The sequence below is a fragment of the Ferruginibacter albus genome, assembly GCF_020042285.1.
Lineage (GTDB): Bacteria > Bacteroidota > Bacteroidia > Chitinophagales > Chitinophagaceae > Ferruginibacter > Ferruginibacter albus.
This window is the reverse complement of sequence record NZ_CP083388.1, coordinates 1,961,247-1,981,713: the sequence shown is the minus strand read 5'-3', so window position 1 is coordinate 1,981,713 and position 20,467 is coordinate 1,961,247. Positions and strand designations below refer to the sequence as shown.

Below are 20,467 nucleotides of genomic sequence, written 5' to 3'. Positions count from 1 at the left end.
ATTAATGAAACTATCGTTTTCAAAACATAATATCTTTTTTATACTAAAATTCCTCCTGCTTTTTTGTTTGTTTTATTACGGTACAATTCTCGTAATAGGGCTTGCAGCGCCAAATGGGCATTATTCTGAAATCATAAATCGATATTTTAACTACCCTTTGTGGCTCAGAACATCGTTATTGAAAGGTGCAAGAGGGTTGCTCTACATAATAGGATATAAAGATGTTTCTATTACAGATAAACAGGTAGAAATAAGTCGTAGTAGTGTTCGCCTTGTTTACTCCTGCATAGGATATGGAGTAATGAGTTTTTGGGCGGCTTTTGTTTTAGCAAACAGATCTTCCTGGAAAAGAAAAATATTTTGGACGTTATTGGGGTTATTAATGATCTGGTTCGTTAATGTCTTAAGAATTTCTTTTTTACTGCTTGATCTGTATTTAAACAATAGCAAATTTTTTCTAAAGTATAATCATCATCTGCTTTTTAATATAGCCGTATATCTTGTTATTTTTTTATTGATGTTCTTATACGACAGGTCTCAGCGTTCAAAAAAAACGACCTTGCGATCACCGAATGAATAATTCTAAAAAAAGATTACTATTGTTTGTCGACTGGTATTATCCGGGATACAAAGCGGGTGGGCCTATTCAATCGTGCAGGAACATTGTTGCATTATTGAAAGATGAATTCGATATTTATATTTATACTTCCGATAGAGACATTGATGACACAAAACCTTATGAAAATATTGTTGCCAACAAATGGTTGGAAATAAATTCTGAAAAGATCTTTTATGCCAGTGCAGAGCACAATACTTTAAATAATATTATTACCGTTATTAAAGAAGTGCAACCACACACCGTTTATATTAATAGTATGTTTTCTTTTGGCTACGCTATTTTACCTTTAAGAGCGGTAAAAAAAGCCAATGAAAACTGCAAAGTGGTTTTAGCCCCAAGAGGCATGTTGCACAAGGGGGCCATTCGATCAAAAAAAATAAAAAAAATATTTTTTCTAAAGGCATTAAAATATGCCAGGCTTGCTAAAAAAATATTTTTTCACGCAACAGATGAACAGGAGAGATCGGATATTCAAAAATATTTCGGAAAAAAAGCGAATATCAGCGTACTTCAAAACATCCCCCATATAAATAAAGAAAGCTTAGAATTTGGCAGAAAGGAAAAAGGAGAAGTGTCTTTTGTATTTATATCACGGATCCATCCCAAAAAAAACATTTTATATTTTATTGATTTACTTAAGAGCATCAAAAATTATAAGATCCGTTTAAATATATATGGGCATGTAGATCACAAAGTGTATTTTCAAAAATGCATTACAGCCATTTCAAATTTGCCTGAAAACATTAAAGTAACCATTCAGGATGCTATTCCCAATGAAAGGATGTTTACTGCAATAAGCCAGCAACATATTTTTGTTTTACCTACATTGGGAGAAAATTTTGGGCATGCAATTTTTGATTCATTTAGTGCAGGACGGCCGGTTTTGATAAGTGATCAAACTCCCTGGCGTAATTTGGAGCCTCAAAAGATAGGTTGGGACATTCCGCTGGAAGATAAAGACGCTTTTTACAATGCAATTGCGCAGGCGGCAGAATGGTCGCAATCTGAATTTGACGAATGGTGTAAAGCCGCTTATAATTTTGCAAAAGAGTTTATTCAAAAAACAAACATTAAACCTCAGTACGTTCAACTATTTTCTTAATGAATGAAAAAAAGGTAAATAACGCACTATTTGTAACCACTATAAAGATCGGGGCATCTAAGCCAAAACAGTTTTTATGGTATTTTGTGAACGTTATCTTTTTCAAAAATCCTTTTAATATAATATCCTCCTCAAAAACATCACTTTTAAGATTATTTGGCGCCACTATTGGTAAAGGCGTCGTTATAAAACCCTGTGTAAATATTAAATATCCATGGAAACTAAAAATCGGAGATCACAGTTGGATTGGTGAGAATGTCTGGATAGATAATTTATCTGATATTACAATAGGAGAGAGCGTAACTTTATCGCAAGGGGCTTTATTGCTCACCGGCGAGCATGATTATAAAAAAGAAAGCTTCGATTTTTTTTCTAATCCAATAATACTGGAAGATGGGGTATGGATAGGAACCAGGGCAATTGTGCTGGGAGGTACCACCTGCAGGTCTCATAGTATATTAAGCGCCAATTCTGTAGCAAAAAAAATGATGGAACCTTATACTATATATATTGGTAATCCTGCTTTGCCATCTAAAACCAGACAAATGATATAGCTTTGCAATAACAGCTGTCTCCATTATTCTTAAGAAAATAAATAATTTATATAAATTTGTCCGGAGCTGTTCCTGAAATTTATCGTGTTTAGAAAATGAAAGTGACCATTATTACAGTTACTTACAACGCCTCTAAGTATTTAGATGATTGTATTAACTCTGTTATCAGGCAAGATTATAATGATATTGAACATATCGTTATAGATGGTTGTTCAAAAGATAACACAATAGATATTATTAAAAAGTACGAATCGCATATAGCAAAGTGGATATCTGAAAAAGACAACGGAATGTATGATGCCATTAACAAAGGAATGAAGATGGCAACAGGAGAGGTGATCGGTATTTTAAACAGTGATGATGTGTTGGCTTCCGAAGATGTTATCACCAAAATTGCTGAAACATTTAAAACAAGTAAAGTAGATTGTGTATACGGCGATCTTACTTATGTAGATCCTCAAAACACAGATAAGATCCTCCGTTTTTGGAAGGGGGGCAAATACAATCGTAATCGTTTTTTATATGGCTGGATGCCGGCACACCCTACTTTTTACATACGTAAGGAAGTGGTAGAAAAATATGGCGGCTACGAATCACACTATTTTACAGCAGCAGATTACGAGTTCATGGCCCGTTATTTATATCGCCATCGTATCAGTGCGTTTTATTTGGAAAAATTGATTGTTCGTATGCGAACAGGCGGCATCAGTAATGCAAGTTTAGGGCGCCGCATACGTGCCAATAGAAGAGATTACCTGGCAATGAGAACCAATCGTATTCCTTTTCCGTTCATTGCATCTGTTTTAAAACCATTGATAAAAGTTCACCAGTATTATTATACGTTTACTCATCGTCCCTGATTTATAATGTTTAGTTTTTTCAAACGCAGGTCTGAAGAACCAAAAGATACTTCAAGATATATACAGCTTCCGGTTAATACCGATATGCATTCTCATGTGCTGCCGGGTATTGATGATGGCTCGCCGGATATTGAAACATCCGTTGCATTAATACGTGGCTTATACAATCTGGGCATTCGTAAAACAATTGCAACACCGCATGTCATCAGCGACATGTATCGCAATACTCCTGAAACGATCAACAATGCGTTGGAAAAGCTAAAGCCGGCTTTAGCAGCAGCTCAAATAAATGTGGAAATAAGTGCTGCAGCCGAATATTTAATGGATGATTATTTTTATCGGCTGCTTACCAATAAAGAAAAGCTTCTTACCATTCATAAAAACATTGTTCTTACGGAACAATCTTTTGCAACAGTCACCGGTAATCTGAATGAAATTGCTTTTGAGTTAATAACCCAGGGATATAAGCCTATCATGGCGCATCCTGAAAGATATTTTTATTATCATGATAACCCTGAAAATTATTATCACTTAAAAGATATGGGCTTTTTGTTGCAGATAAACTTATTATCCTTAACCGGGCAATACGGACCTGCTGCTGCAAAAGCGGCGAAGTTTATGTTGAAAGAGGGAATTGTAGACTTTGTTGGAACCGATCTTCATAATGATAAACATTTGCAGCTCTTTCAAAAAAAGGAAACGCTTAACATACTCCATCATTACTTATCCGACCGCGTTTACAACGATTTTTCCATTCTTTAAAACATTCTCCACAAATTTCTGTTATGCTCTAAACCTATGGTCTATGGGCTATCTCATTATCGACTATAAACAATGAAACATCTTTCTGCTTTAAATCATTTCTTTTGGAAACATAAGTTTCGCTTTGTACTGGGTATTCTTTTTATTGTTCTCACCAATTATTTCAGAATATTAGCACCGCAGCTAACAGGTTATGTAGTAGATACTGTTGTAAATAAAATAGAGAATAAGCCGTCCATTACTTCCTCTAAAATAAAGAACTATGATATCCTTGTTCAATCCATCATTAATAAAATAGAAGTACAAACATTTTCACAAAAAGTATTATGGTGTTTCGTGGTGTTATTAGTGCTGGCAGTTATAAGTGGTGTATTCATGTTCTTAATGCGACAAACAATCATTGTTATGAGTCGCTTAATTGAATACGACCAAAAGAAACAGGTATTTGCACATTATTTAAAATTAGACCAATCATTTTATAAAGTTCATAGCACCGGCGATCTAATGAATCGTATATCGGAAGACGTTGGAAGGGTGCGGATGTTTACAGGACCTGCATTGATGTATATCTGCAACTTATTGGCTGTAATTACTTTCAGCATTTATTTTATGTGGAAGACAAGTCCGGAGCTTACAATTGTGGCTTTATTGCCTTTACCGATATTAGCCATCACCATCTATATTGTAAATACTATCATTCATAAAAAAAGCGAACGCATACAAGCCTTGCTCAGCGATCTTACTACCAATGCGCAGGAATCTTATTCAGGCATAAGAGTTATAAAATCGTACATACAGGAAAAAGCAATGTTGGGCTTTTTTAGACATAACAGTGAAGAATACCGTAAAAATGCAGTAGGACTGGCAAAGGTGGAAGCCATTTATTTTCCGAGCATGTCTCTTCTGATCGGTATTAGTACCGTGCTTACCATATTGGTGGGAGGCTTAAATGTTATCGGTCATCCGCAAACAAACCAGGTTGGTACTATTGCAGAGTTTGTAATGTACATTCAAATGCTGATGTTTCCTGTTATGGCTATAGGTATGACAGCAAGCATGACACAACGGGCTGCCGCATCGCAAAAACGTATCAATGAGTTTTTAAAGATTGCTCCGGGAGTAGATAATCCTGCCGAACAATTAAAGCCTGCTTTAAACGGTGATATAGAATTTGCAGATGTAAGCTTTACCTATTCTCATACAGGCATTAAAGCGTTGCAGGATTTTTCTCTTCATATAAAGCAGGGAGAAAAAATTGCTATTGTAGGAAGAACAGGTTCCGGCAAATCAACCATTGCACAATTGTTATTGCGTATGTACGATCCAACAACCGGAATGATCTTATACAATGGAGCTCCTTTAACTAAGATCGATCTGCATTACTTACGCACTTCTGTAAGTTATGTGCCACAAGATGTTTTCCTGTTCAGCGATTCGGTAAGTAATAATATTTTATTTGGTGTAGATGCCGGCAGCGAAGAAAGAATAACTACTGCTGCAAAACAGGCTTACGTTCATAATGAAATAACAGGATTTAAAGAAGGTTATGCAACAATGATAGGAGAGCGGGGAGTTACCTTAAGCGGTGGTCAAAAGCAACGTATTTCAATAGCAAGGGCGTTAATTAAAGATCCCGGAATTGTAATTTTTGATGATTGCTTAAGTGCTGTAGATGCAAAAACCGAAAAAGAGATCATCCAAAGCTTAAACACTTATATCAGTGATAAAACAGCTATTATTATTACACACCGGATATTTTCTCTATTGAATTTTGATAAGATATTGGTTCTGGATAAAGGTAAAATTGTAGAACAGGGAACACACGAAGAACTACTTCGTCAAAACGGGTTTTATAAAGAGATGTATTTGCGCCAGCAAAAACAGGATGAGACTGCAATTCATGAGTTATAAAGTATTTATCCCCCGATAGAGTCGAAAATTTTGCTATTTGAAAAACAATTTTATCTTTGCCTGCATAAAAAATTGACTATCTGCTTAAAAAACTAAAAACTTAACACTGTGGCGTACGAAAACAACGACAAAAAACAGGATAGCGTATATAGCAAACGTATCCGTGCCGGAAAACGTAGAACTTACTTTTTCGATGTAAGAGAAACCAGAGGAAATGATTACTATCTAACCATTACTGAAAGCCGTAAACGCTTTGATTCTGATGGTTATGACAGGCATAAGATTTTCCTTTACAAAGAAGACTTCAACAAATTTATTAAGGGCTTGAACGAAGCGGTTGATTATGTGAAAACTGAATTAATGCCTGATTTTGATTTTGACGCTTTTAACCACGATACTCCATTTGAAGGAAGCGAAGAAGGAAAGCAAGAAATTGCTGATGCTCCTGCTTCTGAGCCTGTTGTTGAAAAAGCAGCGGCTGCTCCTACCGAAACTTCGGCTCCTGCTGATAATGGCAGCACCGAAGAGGTGGACAGATGGTAATGTATATCGAAACTAACTGTATGCGATCCTCTCTTTTGAGAGGATTTTTTATTTGTGGTTTGCAGAACTACTTTATGCTAGCTTCGACAAGCTCAGCCTGACAAGATTTCAAAGTTTGAAAGATAATTTGTGGCGCAAGCAACTAAAAGAGGATTGTTTTATCTGAACAATCCTAAAATCTGTCAGTCTGAGCTTGTCGAAGACGGGCCATTGCCATCAGACGCTGACTCAATTTGTTTTCCTTATTATTATGCTCCCATAATCTTCTTTCAATATTATTGGTAAAACTGGTATAATAACTGTTATCGCTACATTCAAAAATATAAACACAATATTTACCAATGATGTCCATATTGCTATAATTAAATTGATTGGCTTCGACAAGCTCCGCCTGACAAGATTTTCAAAGTTTGAAAGATAATTTGTGGCGCAAGCAACTAAAAGAGGATTGTTTTATCTGAACAATCCTAAAATCTGTCAGTCTGAGCTTGTCGAAGACGGGCCATTATTATCAGGCGCTGATTTTGATTTAGACAGAAGTTTTAAACCTTCTCAATCTTCTCTAAATAAAGCCTCCTTCTTTTTTCTTGACCAACCCTTTATTTGCTTTTCCCAGGCAATAGCCTCTTTTATATTTACAAATCGGTCGCAATATTTTAGTACTACAGGTCTTCTGCTATAAGTATAACTCAATTTGTTTTCCTCGTTATTATGCTCCCACAATCTTCGTTCAATATTATTGGTAACACCGGTATAATAACTGCCATCGATGCATTCAACAATATAAACACAATATTTACCAATGATGTCCATCTGATATTTGTTACGAATTAATCAGCCGTCTTCGACAAGCTCAGACTGACAGTTTAAAAATTTAAAAGGTAATTTACAGAACAAACTAATAAATGAAATTTCGTTTTATCTGCACGATACTTGATCTGTCAGTCTGAGCTTGTCGAAGACGGGCCAGCATTCTCTGTAAAATTGATTCCAAATTCCCGCAGCTCCGGTAACACCGCCTCATAGATCTCCTTCGCAACCGGGATCTGTAATCCCGTTAATTGAATTTTTTTAGTAAGAATCAATTTAGCCGCTATACCCAACGGCAAACCAACCGTTCTTGCCATTGCCGTTTTACTTTCATTTTCCCCTTTTACGATCATGCTGCTTTGTATAGTATAAATTTCATCATCCAACGTATATTCAATTTCATGGCACATTACAACCATATCCCTATCACCTGTTCTTAGCGCCAGCTTCTTTTCAAGAATGAATTGTAAAATATCAGCAGCACTATATTTTCCTGCCGGAATAAACGTATCGCTGTCATCTATTCCCAGGTAGCTTAGCTGTTCGGCTATAATGCCACTTTTGTCGTTTACAATTTTAAATTGATTTTTAAATAAGTCAGATAGTGAAGTAGTTACTATTTCGTAACGCTGTTCTTCATTGGTAAGTCCCAATTCAATTATCTTTTTCCAGCCATAAATGAATTCATGATGCCGCAAAGTTGTTCTTATAAAAGTTTTTGCTTCCTGTAAATGGTAAAGGTCGATGTACAACAATGAATCCCTGTTAGGATACCATGCTAAAAAATCAAGCCCATCAATTGTTATTCTTCTATCACCAATAAACAATTGCCTGTATTCTTCTTTTATGATACGATCATCTTTCTTATATACAGCGCCTGCTTTGCCCGCCATTACTACATTCCGTGGATTCCAGCTTATTTTATAATGCCAGGGATTGTCATCGCTTTCAGGTGCAACCAATCCACCGCAATGACTTTTTAATGAAGTGATATTTCCACCTTTTGATTTTATGGAATCAATCAATTGCATGGCGCTCATATGGTCAATGCCGGGGTCTAACCCCATTTCATATAGAAAGAGTAAACCTTTCTCTTTGATCTCTTCGCTCAGCGTTTTTATAGCATCATCTACATAACTGGCGGTGAGTAAGTTCTTGTTATACGCAACACAATCTTTTGCAATAAGAATATGCAAAGCAGGCGGCATTAAGGAGATAACAATATCAGCTCGCTTTATTAAAGCGCCCCGTTCGGCATCATCTTTTACATCAATGGCAAATGCCTGCACACAAGCGGCATTGTTTGTTTTAGCCAGAATCTGTTCCTTGTTGGTGTCTGCAATTAAAACCAGCCAATCATTTGTATCGGCTTCGCTGATGAGATGATCTATTAAAACGGTGGCAGATTTACCGGCACCAAAAAGTAATATGGTTGAAGGCATCGCTGAGGTTTATAATACAAGTTACAAAGAAGAATAGATTTATCTAAGATGTGATACAGTACAATTGGCTGCCTGCTTTTTTCTTTTGCAGAGGTATTGTTTAGGGGTTTAATTATTCAATAAAAGTGTTCACGAGTATAAAGAGTAAGATCATTAACCGCCGCTTTTAGATATGTTTGCCACGTTTCGACAAGCTCAACATGACAAACATATCTAAGAGCTGTCAGTCTGAGCTTGTCGAAGACGGACCTATTTAACTTTCTAAAACTTTCTATATTCGGAAAATTCTATTTTAATGAGTATCCGCCGTCTTAAACAATTACACTCTTGAAAGCCCTCCCTTCGGGAGGATTGGGGAAGGCTGATATACCATTCATGTGCTATTTTATATCGTGTATGATTATTTTTTTACTATGGATGATGTACCACTATCAGCAGGAAGCTTTCCTATAATATCAATGATATACTACTATCATCGGGAAACAATTTTTATACTATCAATGTCATCCTCTTATTAGCAGCAAATAATTATTATTCTATCAATGATTGATTTTTATCATCATGAAATAAATGTAGAGGTATCGACGAATAATATATCCTGGGTAACTTTAATAAAACGACTCTATTATGCTCTTTCTCGACATAAAAAAGCATTGCAACAATATCGGTATTGAAGACCCGAAGCGTTGGCTGGTAAAAAATGGCTTTACGCATGTGGATGCCGCACGGCTGGTTGATCATACACAGGCAAGTATTACCTATGTAAAGCTGGAAAAGCTTTGCCTGCTGCTTAACTGCACACCTACCGAACTATTAAGCTGGCAACCGAAAGACAATAGCACTGTTGCTCCCACACATCCCTTGCAGAAATTAAAAGCGGTACCTAAGCAGGCTTCCATCAGTGCCAAACTTCGGGCATTGCCACCTGAAAAAATGGGCGATTTGCAACGTTATTTGGACGAACTGGCGGGGAAATAGAACGCTGATTTTTTATGATTTTTATGATAATCCTGATCCTCTTAAAAATCAGCGTTATCAGTGTTCCTTTTTTTATATAAACATACCCACAATCACGCCTAAAAATGTGAACAAAAACCCACTCAAAACACCTTATTTTAGTAAGGAAAACCGCTGCTAAATGGTTAACTTCGCAGACTATTAATTTTTATGGAGAATCAGGAAAATCTAAACAACGAAAACCCTTCTAACAGAGGTAAAATAATCCCGGTAAATATCGAAGAACAAATGAAGACATCCTACATCGATTACTCGATGAGTGTAATTGTAGGACGTGCGCTGCCGGATGTTCGTGATGGTTTTAAGCCCGTGCATCGCCGTGTGCTTTTTGCCATGAACGAGCTTAGCATGACGTTTAACAAACCCTATAAGAAAAGTGCCAGGGTGGTAGGGGAAGTGCTGGGTAAGTATCATCCGCATGGAGATGCTTCGGTGTATGATACCATGGTTCGTATGGCGCAGGATTGGGCTATGCGTTACACATTAATTGACGGACAGGGAAATTTTGGTAGCCAGGATGGAGATCCACCGGCTGCTATGCGTTATACGGAAGTACGTATGCAACGTATTGCTGAAGCAATGTTGGCTGATATAGAAAAAGAAACGGTCGATTTTCAGCTAAACTTTGATGATTCGTTGCAGGAACCTACCGTATTGCCTACACGCATTCCGCAATTACTGGTAAACGGCAGTAGCGGTATTGCAGTGGGTATGGCAACCAACATGATGCCGCATAACCTCGGCGAAGTGGTGGACGGTTGTATCGCTTATATTCAAAACAAAGAGATCACTATAGAAGAGCTGACAGGTTTTGTAAAAGGACCTGATTTCCCGACCGGAGGTATCATCTATGGCTTTGAAGGCATAAGATCGGCGCTGCATACCGGTAGAGGCAGGGTAGTGCTGAGAGGTAAAACCAATATTGAAACAGATAGCAAAGGGAAAGAAAAGATAGTTATTACCGAAGTTCCTTACCAGGTAAACCGTGATACGCTTACACAAAAAATCGGCGACCTTATTAATGAAAAGCTGATTGACGGTGTAACCGATGTAAATAACGAAAGTAATAATAAAGAGGGCACCCGTATTGTTGTTGAACTAAGAAGAGATGCAGTAGCACAGGTGGTGATAAACCAGTTGTATAAGTTAACGGAGCTGCAAACATCGTACGGTATTAATAATGTGGCCTTGGTAAAAGGAAGACCGAGAATATTAAACCTGAAAGATCTAATAGTAGAGTTTATCGAGTTCCGTCACGAAGTGGTTGTTCGTCGTACACAATATGAATTGCGCAAAGCAAAAGAAAGAGCGCATATATTGGAAGGTTACATCATTGCGTTGGATAATTTAGATGCAGTGATCGCTTTGATACGTAATTCATCTACCCCGGCAATTGCACAGGATGGATTGATGACGCAGTTTGGCATGAGTGAGATACAAGCCAAAGCGGTATTGGAATTGCGCCTGCAGCGTTTAACCGGAATGGAGATAGATAAGATCAGGGAAGAACATGCAGAAATATTAAAACTGATAGCACACCTGGAAGAGATTTTAAACAATGAAGGAATGCGTTATCAGATCATCACAGATGAATTAATAGAAGTAAAAGCCAAGTTTGCAGATGAACGTAAGACAGAAATAACCTATTTGGATGATGAGATACGAATGCTGGATTTGATTGAGGAAGAGGATGTTGTGGTGACTATTTCACATTTAGGTTACATTAAAAGAACATCTGCAGATGAGTATCGCCAGCAGCGCAGAGGCGGTCGTGGTTCTAAAGGTAGCACTACCCGTAACGAAGACTTCATCGAGCATTTGTTTGTAGCATCTACACATCATACGCTTTTGATATTTACTGAAAAAGGAAGATGTTATTGGTTGAATGTGTATCAAATTCCGGAAGCAGATAAGACCGGAAAGGGTAGAGCCATTCAAAATGTGATTCAGTTGCCGCCGGACGATAAAGTGCGTGCGATCATTGATATTAAAAACCTTGAAGACGAAGAGTATGTAAAGAACAATTACATTGTTCTGTGTACCAAGAAAGGTATAATCAAGAAAACAGCATTGGAAGATTTCAGCCGTCCACGCCAAACAGGTGTTAATGCTATTAATGTTTTGGAAGGCGATCAATTATTGGAAGCCAAATTAACAAACGGCAATTGCGAAATTATGTTGGCAGTTAAAAGCGGACGTGCCATTCGTTTCCCTGAAGAAAAAGTAAGACCAACCGGCAGAGGTGCAATAGGTGTAGCCGGCATTGAAGTGGATGATGAAAAAGATGAAGTAGTAGGGATGGTATGCGTGACAAAAGAAGATAATATCCGAACTGTTTTAGTGGTAAGTGAAAAAGGTTACGGTAAGCGTACGCCGGTAGATGAGTATCGTATTACTAATAGAGGAGGTAAAGGAGTAAAAACAATTAATGTTACGGATAAGACCGGTTCATTGGTTGGCTTATTGGATGTATCTGAAAAAGAAGATCTGATGATAACCTGCGTTAGCGGTATTACCATACGTATGAGTGTTGCAAGTATTAGTGAACAGGGAAGAGCTACCCAGGGTGTTAAGTTAATTCGTGTGGATGAAGGGGATGAAATTGCAGCTATTACCAAAATGGATGAAAAGGAAGAAGAGGAACCAACTGAAGAAGGTGAAGCTCCGGAACAACAACAGAACGAAACAGAAAACAACGAAACTCCGGGAGTAGAATAGTAACAGTTTAAAGTAAAAAATCTTAAGGGTGATTGTCAAAGGCAATCACCTTTTTAGTTTATTCTCATGGCACAGCAAATTCACTTTTAAAAGAAATTATAAAAAGAAACTTCCCATAAAAGCAAATAAAGAGCTGATCATCCTTACCGGAAGAATGATGAGAAAAAGCACTACGAAAAACAATATGGTTGTCAGTACGTGAATCATCATTTTTGTAACGTTAAAAGTGGACAATTTATTTTAAAAATAGAATATTAAGTTTTGCACCTGTAATCGATTATAGTGGATAACCTAGGGGCATTTAACAGTTAGTAGACTGTTTTAAGTTAAAATAGATTGCTTTGTAAAAAGAAATAAGGCTTGATAAATCTCAAATGGAGGAATGCTTTTTAATCGAAGTACTAATTATTTATAAAACTAATAGCAGGATTGAAAATCTCTCGTAGCACCGGCTGTATAGCATCGTACTTTGGATAGGGGAATAAAACATCTATATCATTGGTATAACCTTCCAGGTTCAACTCTCTGAACATCTGCCGGAAATTATCGATCACCACTTTCATTGCCCGGTGCAATATCATGTAAATTTCTGTTTCAGAATGTTTGGTTTCAATTTCACAAACAGAACGTGTGCTGAAAGTAAAGATCGTTTCAGCAGCCTGGATATTGTAAATAAGATCAATTGCAAGAGCTATGTTTTCTATACCTGCGGGCTTGTTGATTTCATAATGAAAATCAGGTACAAAACTTTCGGGTTTTGTTTTAGGAAGCGTATTGTTCAAAATAGCAGGCTTTGATATGAACACGATTGAATTGCTCATAAAAGAATTTATTGGTTAGTAAACAAGATCTTTAAACAAAACGTATAAATAAGGCACGAAATTGCTTAACTGTTGAACAATTAAGAGCGGGCAAGCCATCTACTATATAAAGTTGAATAATTAAGGACAGCGCAGGTAAGAAGCGATAAAGTACCTGCACCTGTTAAACAGGTACTTAATTCAAGCGCTACAACAGATATTAATTCTTTTCTTTTTTGAAAATCTTAGAAACAGAATTTGAAGAATCTTTGTAAACTTCAGATAATACATCTTTAAAAATTGTCACTGTAAGTGCAACTGCGATAAGAATAAAAATAACTGTAAACATAATTGTACATTTTAAAGATTAAGTAATGTATACAGTCTTCGTAGAGCGGGATAAGTACAATTTAGATCAAAAGTGTTAAACTACAAATTTATTTTAACAAAAATTTACAAATTAAAATTAGGGTATTGAAATTCAATGTGTTTTAAAGTCTTATTTAATCCTTCATATTTAGCTAAATTAAAATATGAGTAGAGTTGATATCTATATTTTTAATAATAAAAAGCTTAGCCTGCATGATCTTAAATATAAAATGTCATAATAAATAGATTTTTTTGGCATCAAATTTTGTAGCTATTATCTTTAACTCGTTTATGAAATTTTTGAGAATAATAGTGAAGCTAATAATTGTAATATTATTATTGCTTAGCCTTTCAAACCAGTATTATAAGTTTTATGATTCTATGCGCATTATAGTCTGCATAGGGTTTTTTTACCTGGTTTTTGCAGCTATTAAGAATGATCAACCCATTGGTTCCGTATTAAGTTTGGGTTGTGCCATTTTATTTAACCCGGTTGCACCTATAGTTTTTTCCTATAAAGTATGGAGCTGGATAAATACCCTTATAGCAATTTCTGTTGCCATCTGGTTTATAAGTGATCTCATCAATTATTTCAGGAACAGGGAAATGCATTTGGATTGAAATGCCATTTTGAGGATAAATCAAGAGGTACCCATAAATTCTTTGACTTTTAATAAAACCGTTTCTACGCTGAACGGTTTTTCGATAATATCATCAGCATTATAATCTCTGTATTGCTTTAGTTTATTAGCGTTTCCTGACATTAGAATAATCGGGATATCACTGTATTCTTCTTTTAATTTTTTACATATCTCCAAACCACAATCTCCCTGTAATGCTATATCCAGCAATATTAAATTCGGTTTGATCCTTTGCAAAAAATCTAACAGTGATTTTTTATCGGTAACGGTAGATATATTTATGTTTCGTCGTTTGTACATATAAGTAAACAGATCCAAAAGATCCTGGGAATCATCCGCAATTAGTATATTGTTCATTAAGAGATTTAAAAATAAATAATAGAAAGCCCGTAATTAACTTAAAATGGTAGAAGAAGAACAAGTGTTGTTACGCTCAACTGTAACGATTTGGAAATGTAGTTATCTGCAATTAGGAGTTAATGAATACAAGATAAGCTTTTTAGTTGATAAAATTTACTAATATTTTGTTCTTAGCTCGTTTAATATGAGTTGGAATGTTGACAGGGTACACTTTCGCTTGATCGTCCATCCGAATATCTACCTATCTTAATGAAATTTGTTCGGGAAAAATAAACGGTAAGTTTATTCCGATGATTGCGTAAGCAACTAAGAATTAATTTATGCGCTTAAATGTTGAATTGGTAGTTTCATCAATAAGCTCGTTATTACTAATAATCTTTATCATTTTTTCAGATTTAAAGTATTCCCACTTCTTAAGCTTGTAGTTGTATTTCTTCATTTGTAAAGCTAATAATAAGTGATTAGTGGTATCTAACTTATAAGTATATGTGACGAACAACCTTTCACCTTGTAACATAAAGTGAGAACTATCTTTTATATATAAACTAAAAGCATTTTGATCATGGCTGGAATTTCTATAATGTCCTCCCACCAAATCGTTATAGCTCACTTGTTGTCCAAAAGAATTGGCTGAATAAAGAAAACAAATCAATATAAATATTCTTTTCATAGTGGTAAGATAATAAAAAATATACACCCGTATTTCAACAGGGGAGAAGGTCGTAAGACCTTCCTTTTTTTACTACATTTGGAATATGAAAACAATAATGATATCACTATTAATTATTTTAGTAGCAACCTCATTTAAAAAAACTGTAAACCCTATTGTTGGTAAATGGGAACGGTTTTATTTGCGAATGGGAGATAGTAACACAGATGGGAAAGATACTCTTTATGCTCCTAAGTTTTCTGAAGAAACATACCCACATGGAAAATCTGCAATCATTGAATTTAAAGAAAATGATTCTTGTTTTATGTATGATTTCAGGGAAACTTCAGGTAAAACTATTAAGAGAAGTAAATACGTTTTAATCGATAATAACAAAATTCATATTGATCAGGAGTACGACACCCTTCTATATAGCATTATAAAAGATACTTTAATAATTAGAGATAAGGATAATTTTTTTATTTCAAAATTTTTGCGCCAATAATAATTTCTACAGCCTTAATGGTTACGTAAATTATCAATGATGAAGATTAAGTTTTCTTAACAAAGCCAATCCTATAAACAAAGCAATTGCACCCATAATAATACTTGTAAAGCGCTGGGTGTTTTTTGCTGGGAAAACCACCAGACCACCAAAAACCTAAGTAAAAACCTTTATTAATAATTCCTGCGATTATTCCCCATAAACCAATTAGGATGAGAAGAATCGAATCAAAAGAAGTTTTCATGTAATAAGATTTTAACCGAATTTAATAAATCGAAGATTTATTTCTTCAATACCAAAGGTATTTACATAATTTTTGGATTTATAATAATTGAAAGAACAACCCGTTATAGTAGTAATATCTGATTTAACAGGTCAAATAGTTACAATCCCTTGTATGACTTTAGTTGTGCAAGGGTTTTTATATTTTATAGCTACCCAACAGGATAGAAGACTATATGAACTTGTTGACAAAGTCAACAGGGAAGAAGGTCGTAACGTAAGGCCTTCCTGAATGATTGCGAAAGCAACTATCTTAAGTATGTCAAAATATAACTTTCTTTATCCTTTTTGTGATAGTTTATTTGCAACAAATTGAGATAGTTCATCAAAATCTGATGGCGAAACATCGCTTTTTTTTATAGCAATAGAGTTTAAATAAGAATTGCCTATAAGTAGAAATAAGCAGTCTTTGTAATACTTATAGTAGCTGAATTTCTCCCAGTTTAGTTCAATATAAGATGAAGTCTCTTTGTATATAACTTTGGATTCATTAATCTTTATTTCAGCCTCTATGTTTCCTGTATTAAAGTCGGCAATAATTTTATTTATGTTAGAAAAGTATTTTCTTTTTGATTTATAATATATCCAGCCAAGTGAAACCAAGGCTATTAGTAGGAAAATAGCTACTCGTAGGCAAAAGTTTAAAAATAATTCCTTCCTTCGGTAATCTATAAAGGCTCCTGCTGTAGCAAGAGCGAGACAGCATATTCCTAAAAAAATCCACTTTGATTTTCGTTCTTTATTTTGTAACTCCCACTTAAGTTTATTTATTTCCAAAATACCATTACCTGTGTTTTTTATTATTTCTATTTCCATAAATCAAATTTGGCAAATGAAAGATAAGCAGTTCTTTTTCATCCATAAGATACCAAGATATATAAACTTGCTGACGAGGTAAATAGGGAATAGGCAAAGCTTTTTCTAAATAGAATAACCTCAATATTATTCATTAGAAACAAAATTAAAAGCCTGTCTTTTGTAACAATTAACCTGGCGGTCATTTTGAAGAGCTGGAATCCATTTAGGACTTAATTTCAAAACCCTCATACATTCTTGTTCTAATCCATATCCTACTTTTGTCTCTGCTGCAAAATCTGAAATACTTCCATCCTTCCATACTACAAAACGAATAACTACGGTATAAGTTCCTACGGGTGCGTTATTCTTAAATACTTTAGGAGTATTTAAGTTGCCTTTAAGAAACTCCTGCCAAGATAGTGGAGGTTGAGGTTCTTTTTCTACTTTAGTAAATATTTGCTGATCAAGAACAAGACTATCAGTAGGGGCTTTTTGAGCAGTAGATTTAATGCTTAGTAATATAAATAAGAAAAAAATTGATTGTTTCATTTTGTTATGTTTGAATAAAACAAACTTACCAATTTTTATAGCCGGACTGTCATTTTATAATTAGGGTAGCTTTTTGTTTATTGTTTTCAGAGGTTTTGTCTGTGCGCCTATTTAACATAATATAAATTATAGGATTAAATCAGTCTTTGTAGGTTTCAATAAACGCGGTTATCAATGCATTGAATTCAGTATCCTTATCAAATAAGAACGAATGTTCTATGGGGATTGCATATAATGGATAGTCTTTTAATTCCCGTTCAAACTTTTGTAACCGAACGGCATCTTTTTCTGTTGTAAGTATTATTTTATTTGCGGAAGAAATCTTTTCAAATTGTTTTTTGATTTCTGACAGGTCGTCCGTATTGAAAATATGATGATCGTTAAAACGGAGCATATCATAAGTAAGCACAGTTGCTGTCAGATGATCTTTTAAAGGCTTAGGATTGGCAATACCGCAGATCAATAAAACTGCAGTATCCTGTGTAATGGAGATTTCTGTACGATTAAATAAATGATACGGCATGCCGTAACGAATACCCGTAAAAAAAACCTGCTGATGCGGTTGCGGATCTAATTCCTTGATCAATTCATCTTTTGCAGCAAGAGACAAATGATCCGGGCATTTACTTACTATTATAATATGTGCACGCCTGGCGCTAAACCGAATATCCCGCAGATCTCCGGCAGGCATCATCAGATCCCTGGTATATAAATTTTTATATTCGGTAAGAATAATGTTTAATCCTGCATTGATCTGACGATGCTGAAATGCATCATCTAAAATAATTACCTGTGTTTCCGGTCTGTCATGCAATAACTGTGGAATTGCAACCAATCTTTCTTCGCCAACGCTTACTGTTATGTCAGGGAATTTTTGATGAAATTGCATGGGCTCATCGCCAATCTCAAGAGCTGTGGTTTTTTCATTGGCAATGGCGAACCCTTTTGTTTTTCGTTTATACCCGCGACTTAGTGTTGCTGTTTTATAATTACCTTTTAAAAACCGGATCAAATATTCTGTCATTGGCGTTTTACCCGTTCCACCTACCGCTAAATTACCTACGCAAATGATCGGGAAATTGAATGTTGCTGATTTCAGGTAATTTTTATTGTACAGCCAGTTGCGCAGCATTATGATGCCGCCGTATACAATGGAAAATGGAATTAATAAATATCGAAAGCTTTTTAACATGTAATGAATTACAATTTATGAAGTGCGAAATACAACCTTCAATTTATACTTTAAAATTCATAAATATTTTCCGGCGTTACACATAAATCCATCTTAATATCAAATTCGTTTATGTCTTCAATTTTTTCTATCGGCTCAAAATAACAAAGTCCTATTTTTAAAATATCGCTTGCACATTTAGCTAAAAACCTGTCATAAAACCCTCTGCCATATCCTACCCGGTAACCATTTTTATCAAACACCAGCATCGGCAATAAAATAGCTTCTATTTCATTAGCCTGCAATTCAATGCCAGTTGTTGGCTCCGCTATTCCATATTTATTTTCTTGAAATACCGTATCATCATCTGCAATTATCGCTTTCATTTCTACTGTAGAAAAATCAGTAACGGGATAGGTTAACTGCATTCCCGGGTTTCTAAAAAAAATAAAATCAGTGATGATATGTGTATTGATCTCATTTCTACCTGCCATGGGCCAGAAACTCATTAAAGAATGTAATAGCGGTAATTCTAATTTTTGAAACTGTATCAATAAAAGATCATCCAGCTTTTCTTTCTGCGAATGTGTAATTGCAGTGCGCTTTTCGTTATAAATATTTCTAAGTTGTTGCTTGATCATTATTTATAAAAATAGAAAAGATAGTGGTACCATAATTGCGTTCCGTTCTATAATAAGGAAATTTTTTATAATTATTCCTGGGAGTATGTTCCAATATAAACCAACCCTTGTGTTTCAATAATTGTTTTTCAAATATCGATTTGGGCAGATCGTCAATCGTAGTTAATGCATATGGTGGTCCGGCGAAAATCAGATCGAATTGTTCATTCGCTGTTTCAATGAAGTTAAAAACTTCCGACTTAACCACTCTAAAATTTTCGATATTCAATTGTTGTGATGTTTTTTTAATGAAATCATACATCACGGTATCTTTTTCTACAATGGTAAGATCGGGTACTCCCCTGCTGGCTAATTCATAACTTATGCATCCTGTTCCGCCAAATAGATCCAGTGTTTTTAATGCATCAAATTCTAAATTATTTTGAAGAATATTGAACAAGCCTTCTTTTGCAATATCAGTAGTAGGTCTTGTGTGAGGCATTTTTGCAGGCGGGTGTATTACTGTGCCACCTAATGTTCCGCTGATTATACGCATGCTGCCAATGAAAATAAATGACTAAAAAAGTGTGACGGATGAGTTTTTATTTCATCACCGTAGGTATACCCTTCCGGCAAACCTTCAAAGAAAATATTTATAAAGTACCTGTATATCTCTGTGTATAATGTAGATACTTTGTCTAACAGACCCGTTACATGTAAAGTAGTTTCATTTACCGGTGCATTAAAAGCAGCACAGATCTTTAATAGGTAATACGATACATCTTCGGGAGTTTTGTACGTAAATTTTTGAATGATCTGCAGCGCATCATTTATCTTCAGCATAACAGTAACATGATTTGTTCCAAAAATGCAGTACATGTGAGCGCCTTTTACGTCCTTTAACAATTGAGGCAATACCGTATGTAAATGAATATAAGTTGCAGATGGAAATGTTCCGGATAAATAATCATTTACGTCTGAAGGCACCCGGTAAATATTATATAAGCTCTGCGATGCTAAAAAATCTTTTTTAAGCACTTCTTCCTGCGCATATCCATACAAAAGGTCCAGCATATCGCTATTGGATTCGTCATTAATTATTTCAGAAGGGACCAAAACAGCATCTGTAAAAGAATAAACGATCTTTATATTTTTATACTCTTTTCGCAAAAAAGAATCGCCGCTGATAATTTTATCAGAAGAAGTAGCTACTTTTTTTAAGCTGATATCCGCCCCAAATGTATAAAAGCCTATACCTTCAAAACTATTTTCATTTAGAATAGTATAAGAAATTCCATGCAAGCCAAGTATCATTAACAACGTTGCTTGCGATGTATCGATATTATTTGGTTGAAGGTTAAATAATGTGTTCACCGGTTGCATTT

The 20,467-nt window shown here is 35.3% G+C and carries 24 protein-coding genes; 11 read left to right on the top strand and 13 right to left on the bottom strand.

Going from position 1 to position 20,467, the window contains the following annotated elements; all coding sequences use genetic code 11:
- Positions 1-4 precede the first annotated feature (4 nt).
- The 7 genes from K9M53_RS16220 to K9M53_RS08635 all read left to right on the top strand — a co-directional run bounded on the left by K9M53_RS16220 (position 5) and on the right by K9M53_RS08635 (position 6,351).
- Positions 5-580 carry an exosortase/archaeosortase family protein gene (locus K9M53_RS16220; RefSeq protein WP_224013876.1) on the top strand — a complete coding sequence of 192 codons (576 nt, stop codon included), beginning with the start codon at positions 5-7 and terminating at the stop codon, positions 578-580.
- Positions 573-1,721, top strand: coding sequence for a glycosyltransferase family 4 protein (locus K9M53_RS08660; RefSeq protein WP_224013874.1), 1,149 nt, complete (start codon positions 573-575; stop codon positions 1,719-1,721). The genes K9M53_RS16220 and K9M53_RS08660 overlap by 8 nt, the downstream gene beginning before the upstream one ends.
- Positions 1,721-2,275 (top strand): WcaF family extracellular polysaccharide biosynthesis acetyltransferase, encoded by a 555-nt coding sequence (locus K9M53_RS08655; protein ID WP_224013872.1) that lies wholly within the window; start codon positions 1,721-1,723, stop codon positions 2,273-2,275. The genes K9M53_RS08660 and K9M53_RS08655 overlap by 1 nt, the downstream gene beginning before the upstream one ends.
- Before the next feature lie 95 nt (positions 2,276-2,370).
- Entirely contained in the window at positions 2,371-3,135 is a 765-nt protein-coding gene (locus tag K9M53_RS08650; RefSeq protein WP_224013870.1) for a glycosyltransferase family 2 protein, read from the top strand.
- Between the two features lie 6 nt (positions 3,136-3,141).
- Positions 3,142-3,897, top strand: coding sequence for a tyrosine-protein phosphatase (locus K9M53_RS08645; protein WP_224013868.1), 756 nt, complete (start codon positions 3,142-3,144; stop codon positions 3,895-3,897).
- A 72-nt stretch (positions 3,898-3,969) separates the two neighbouring features.
- Positions 3,970-5,808: an ABC transporter ATP-binding protein gene (locus K9M53_RS08640; RefSeq protein WP_224013866.1), complete on the top strand. Its 1,839-nt coding sequence runs from the start codon at positions 3,970-3,972 to the stop codon at positions 5,806-5,808.
- A 108-nt stretch (positions 5,809-5,916) separates the two neighbouring features.
- Positions 5,917-6,351 (top strand): DUF3276 family protein, encoded by a 435-nt coding sequence (locus K9M53_RS08635; RefSeq protein WP_224013864.1) that lies wholly within the window; start codon positions 5,917-5,919, stop codon positions 6,349-6,351.
- A 172-nt stretch (positions 6,352-6,523) separates the two neighbouring features.
- On the opposite strand, the gene K9M53_RS16215 is transcribed toward K9M53_RS08635, so the two are convergent.
- The 3 genes from K9M53_RS16215 to K9M53_RS08620 form a co-directional block, all read right to left on the bottom strand.
- Positions 6,524-6,703, bottom strand: a complete 180-nt coding sequence (locus K9M53_RS16215) for a GIY-YIG nuclease family protein (RefSeq protein ID WP_224013862.1) — start codon at positions 6,701-6,703, stop codon at positions 6,524-6,526.
- Between the two features lie 200 nt (positions 6,704-6,903).
- Complete coding sequence (locus K9M53_RS08625) at positions 6,904-7,164, bottom strand: GIY-YIG nuclease family protein (RefSeq protein ID WP_224013860.1); 261 nt, start codon at positions 7,162-7,164, stop codon at positions 6,904-6,906.
- A gap of 128 nt (positions 7,165-7,292) precedes the next feature.
- Positions 7,293-8,603, bottom strand: a complete 1,311-nt coding sequence (locus tag K9M53_RS08620; RefSeq protein WP_224013858.1) for a saccharopine dehydrogenase C-terminal domain-containing protein — start codon at positions 8,601-8,603, stop codon at positions 7,293-7,295.
- A gap of 627 nt (positions 8,604-9,230) precedes the next feature.
- On the opposite strand from K9M53_RS08620, the gene K9M53_RS08615 reads away from it, so the two are divergent.
- The gene (locus K9M53_RS08615; protein WP_224013856.1) at positions 9,231-9,581 is read left to right on the top strand and encodes a helix-turn-helix domain-containing protein; all 351 of its coding nucleotides are present in this window, start codon (positions 9,231-9,233) and stop codon (positions 9,579-9,581) included.
- A 189-nt stretch (positions 9,582-9,770) separates the two neighbouring features.
- Complete coding sequence (gyrA, locus tag K9M53_RS08610; protein WP_224013854.1) at positions 9,771-12,338, top strand: DNA gyrase subunit A; 2,568 nt, start codon at positions 9,771-9,773, stop codon at positions 12,336-12,338.
- A 401-nt stretch (positions 12,339-12,739) separates the two neighbouring features.
- On the opposite strand, the gene K9M53_RS08605 is transcribed toward gyrA, so the two are convergent.
- Positions 12,740-13,159, bottom strand: a complete 420-nt coding sequence (locus K9M53_RS08605; RefSeq protein ID WP_224013852.1) for a hypothetical protein — start codon at positions 13,157-13,159, stop codon at positions 12,740-12,742.
- A 639-nt stretch (positions 13,160-13,798) separates the two neighbouring features.
- On the opposite strand from K9M53_RS08605, the gene K9M53_RS08600 reads away from it, so the two are divergent.
- Positions 13,799-14,128 (top strand): DUF6804 family protein, encoded by a 330-nt coding sequence (locus K9M53_RS08600; protein ID WP_224013850.1) that lies wholly within the window; start codon positions 13,799-13,801, stop codon positions 14,126-14,128.
- 20 nt (positions 14,129-14,148) lie between these two features.
- Here the strand turns inward: K9M53_RS08600 and K9M53_RS08595 are convergent, their stop codons facing one another.
- Complete coding sequence (locus tag K9M53_RS08595) at positions 14,149-14,505, bottom strand: response regulator transcription factor (protein WP_224013848.1); 357 nt, start codon at positions 14,503-14,505, stop codon at positions 14,149-14,151.
- Between the two features lie 316 nt (positions 14,506-14,821).
- Complete coding sequence (locus K9M53_RS08590; RefSeq protein WP_224013846.1) at positions 14,822-15,178, bottom strand: hypothetical protein; 357 nt, start codon at positions 15,176-15,178, stop codon at positions 14,822-14,824.
- Positions 15,179-15,263: 85 nt separating this feature from the next.
- On the opposite strand from K9M53_RS08590, the gene K9M53_RS08585 reads away from it, so the two are divergent.
- Positions 15,264-15,662, top strand: a complete 399-nt coding sequence (locus K9M53_RS08585) for a hypothetical protein (protein ID WP_224013844.1) — start codon at positions 15,264-15,266, stop codon at positions 15,660-15,662.
- A 46-nt stretch (positions 15,663-15,708) separates the two neighbouring features.
- On the opposite strand, the gene K9M53_RS08580 is transcribed toward K9M53_RS08585, so the two are convergent.
- The 7 genes from K9M53_RS08580 to K9M53_RS08550 form a co-directional block, all read right to left on the bottom strand.
- The gene (locus K9M53_RS08580) at positions 15,709-15,906 is read right to left on the bottom strand and encodes a hypothetical protein (protein WP_224013842.1); all 198 of its coding nucleotides are present in this window, start codon (positions 15,904-15,906) and stop codon (positions 15,709-15,711) included.
- A 317-nt stretch (positions 15,907-16,223) separates the two neighbouring features.
- The gene (locus K9M53_RS08575; protein ID WP_224013840.1) at positions 16,224-16,760 is read right to left on the bottom strand and encodes a hypothetical protein; all 537 of its coding nucleotides are present in this window, start codon (positions 16,758-16,760) and stop codon (positions 16,224-16,226) included.
- 126 nt (positions 16,761-16,886) lie between these two features.
- Complete coding sequence (locus tag K9M53_RS08570) at positions 16,887-17,291, bottom strand: energy transducer TonB (RefSeq protein ID WP_224013838.1); 405 nt, start codon at positions 17,289-17,291, stop codon at positions 16,887-16,889.
- Between the two features lie 139 nt (positions 17,292-17,430).
- Positions 17,431-18,483 carry a tetraacyldisaccharide 4'-kinase gene (gene lpxK, locus K9M53_RS08565; protein WP_224013836.1) on the bottom strand — a complete coding sequence of 351 codons (1,053 nt, stop codon included), beginning with the start codon at positions 18,481-18,483 and terminating at the stop codon, positions 17,431-17,433.
- Positions 18,484-18,533: 50 nt separating this feature from the next.
- Entirely contained in the window at positions 18,534-19,103 is a 570-nt protein-coding gene (locus K9M53_RS08560; RefSeq protein ID WP_224013834.1) for a 5-formyltetrahydrofolate cyclo-ligase, read from the bottom strand.
- Complete coding sequence (locus tag K9M53_RS08555) at positions 19,084-19,638, bottom strand: RsmD family RNA methyltransferase (protein WP_224013832.1); 555 nt, start codon at positions 19,636-19,638, stop codon at positions 19,084-19,086. Before K9M53_RS08555 ends, K9M53_RS08560 begins: the two co-directional genes overlap by 20 nt.
- Positions 19,629-20,456: a DUF3822 family protein gene (locus tag K9M53_RS08550; RefSeq protein WP_224013830.1), complete on the bottom strand. Its 828-nt coding sequence runs from the start codon at positions 20,454-20,456 to the stop codon at positions 19,629-19,631. Before K9M53_RS08550 ends, K9M53_RS08555 begins: the two co-directional genes overlap by 10 nt.
- Between the last annotated feature and the right edge of the window lie 11 nt (positions 20,457-20,467).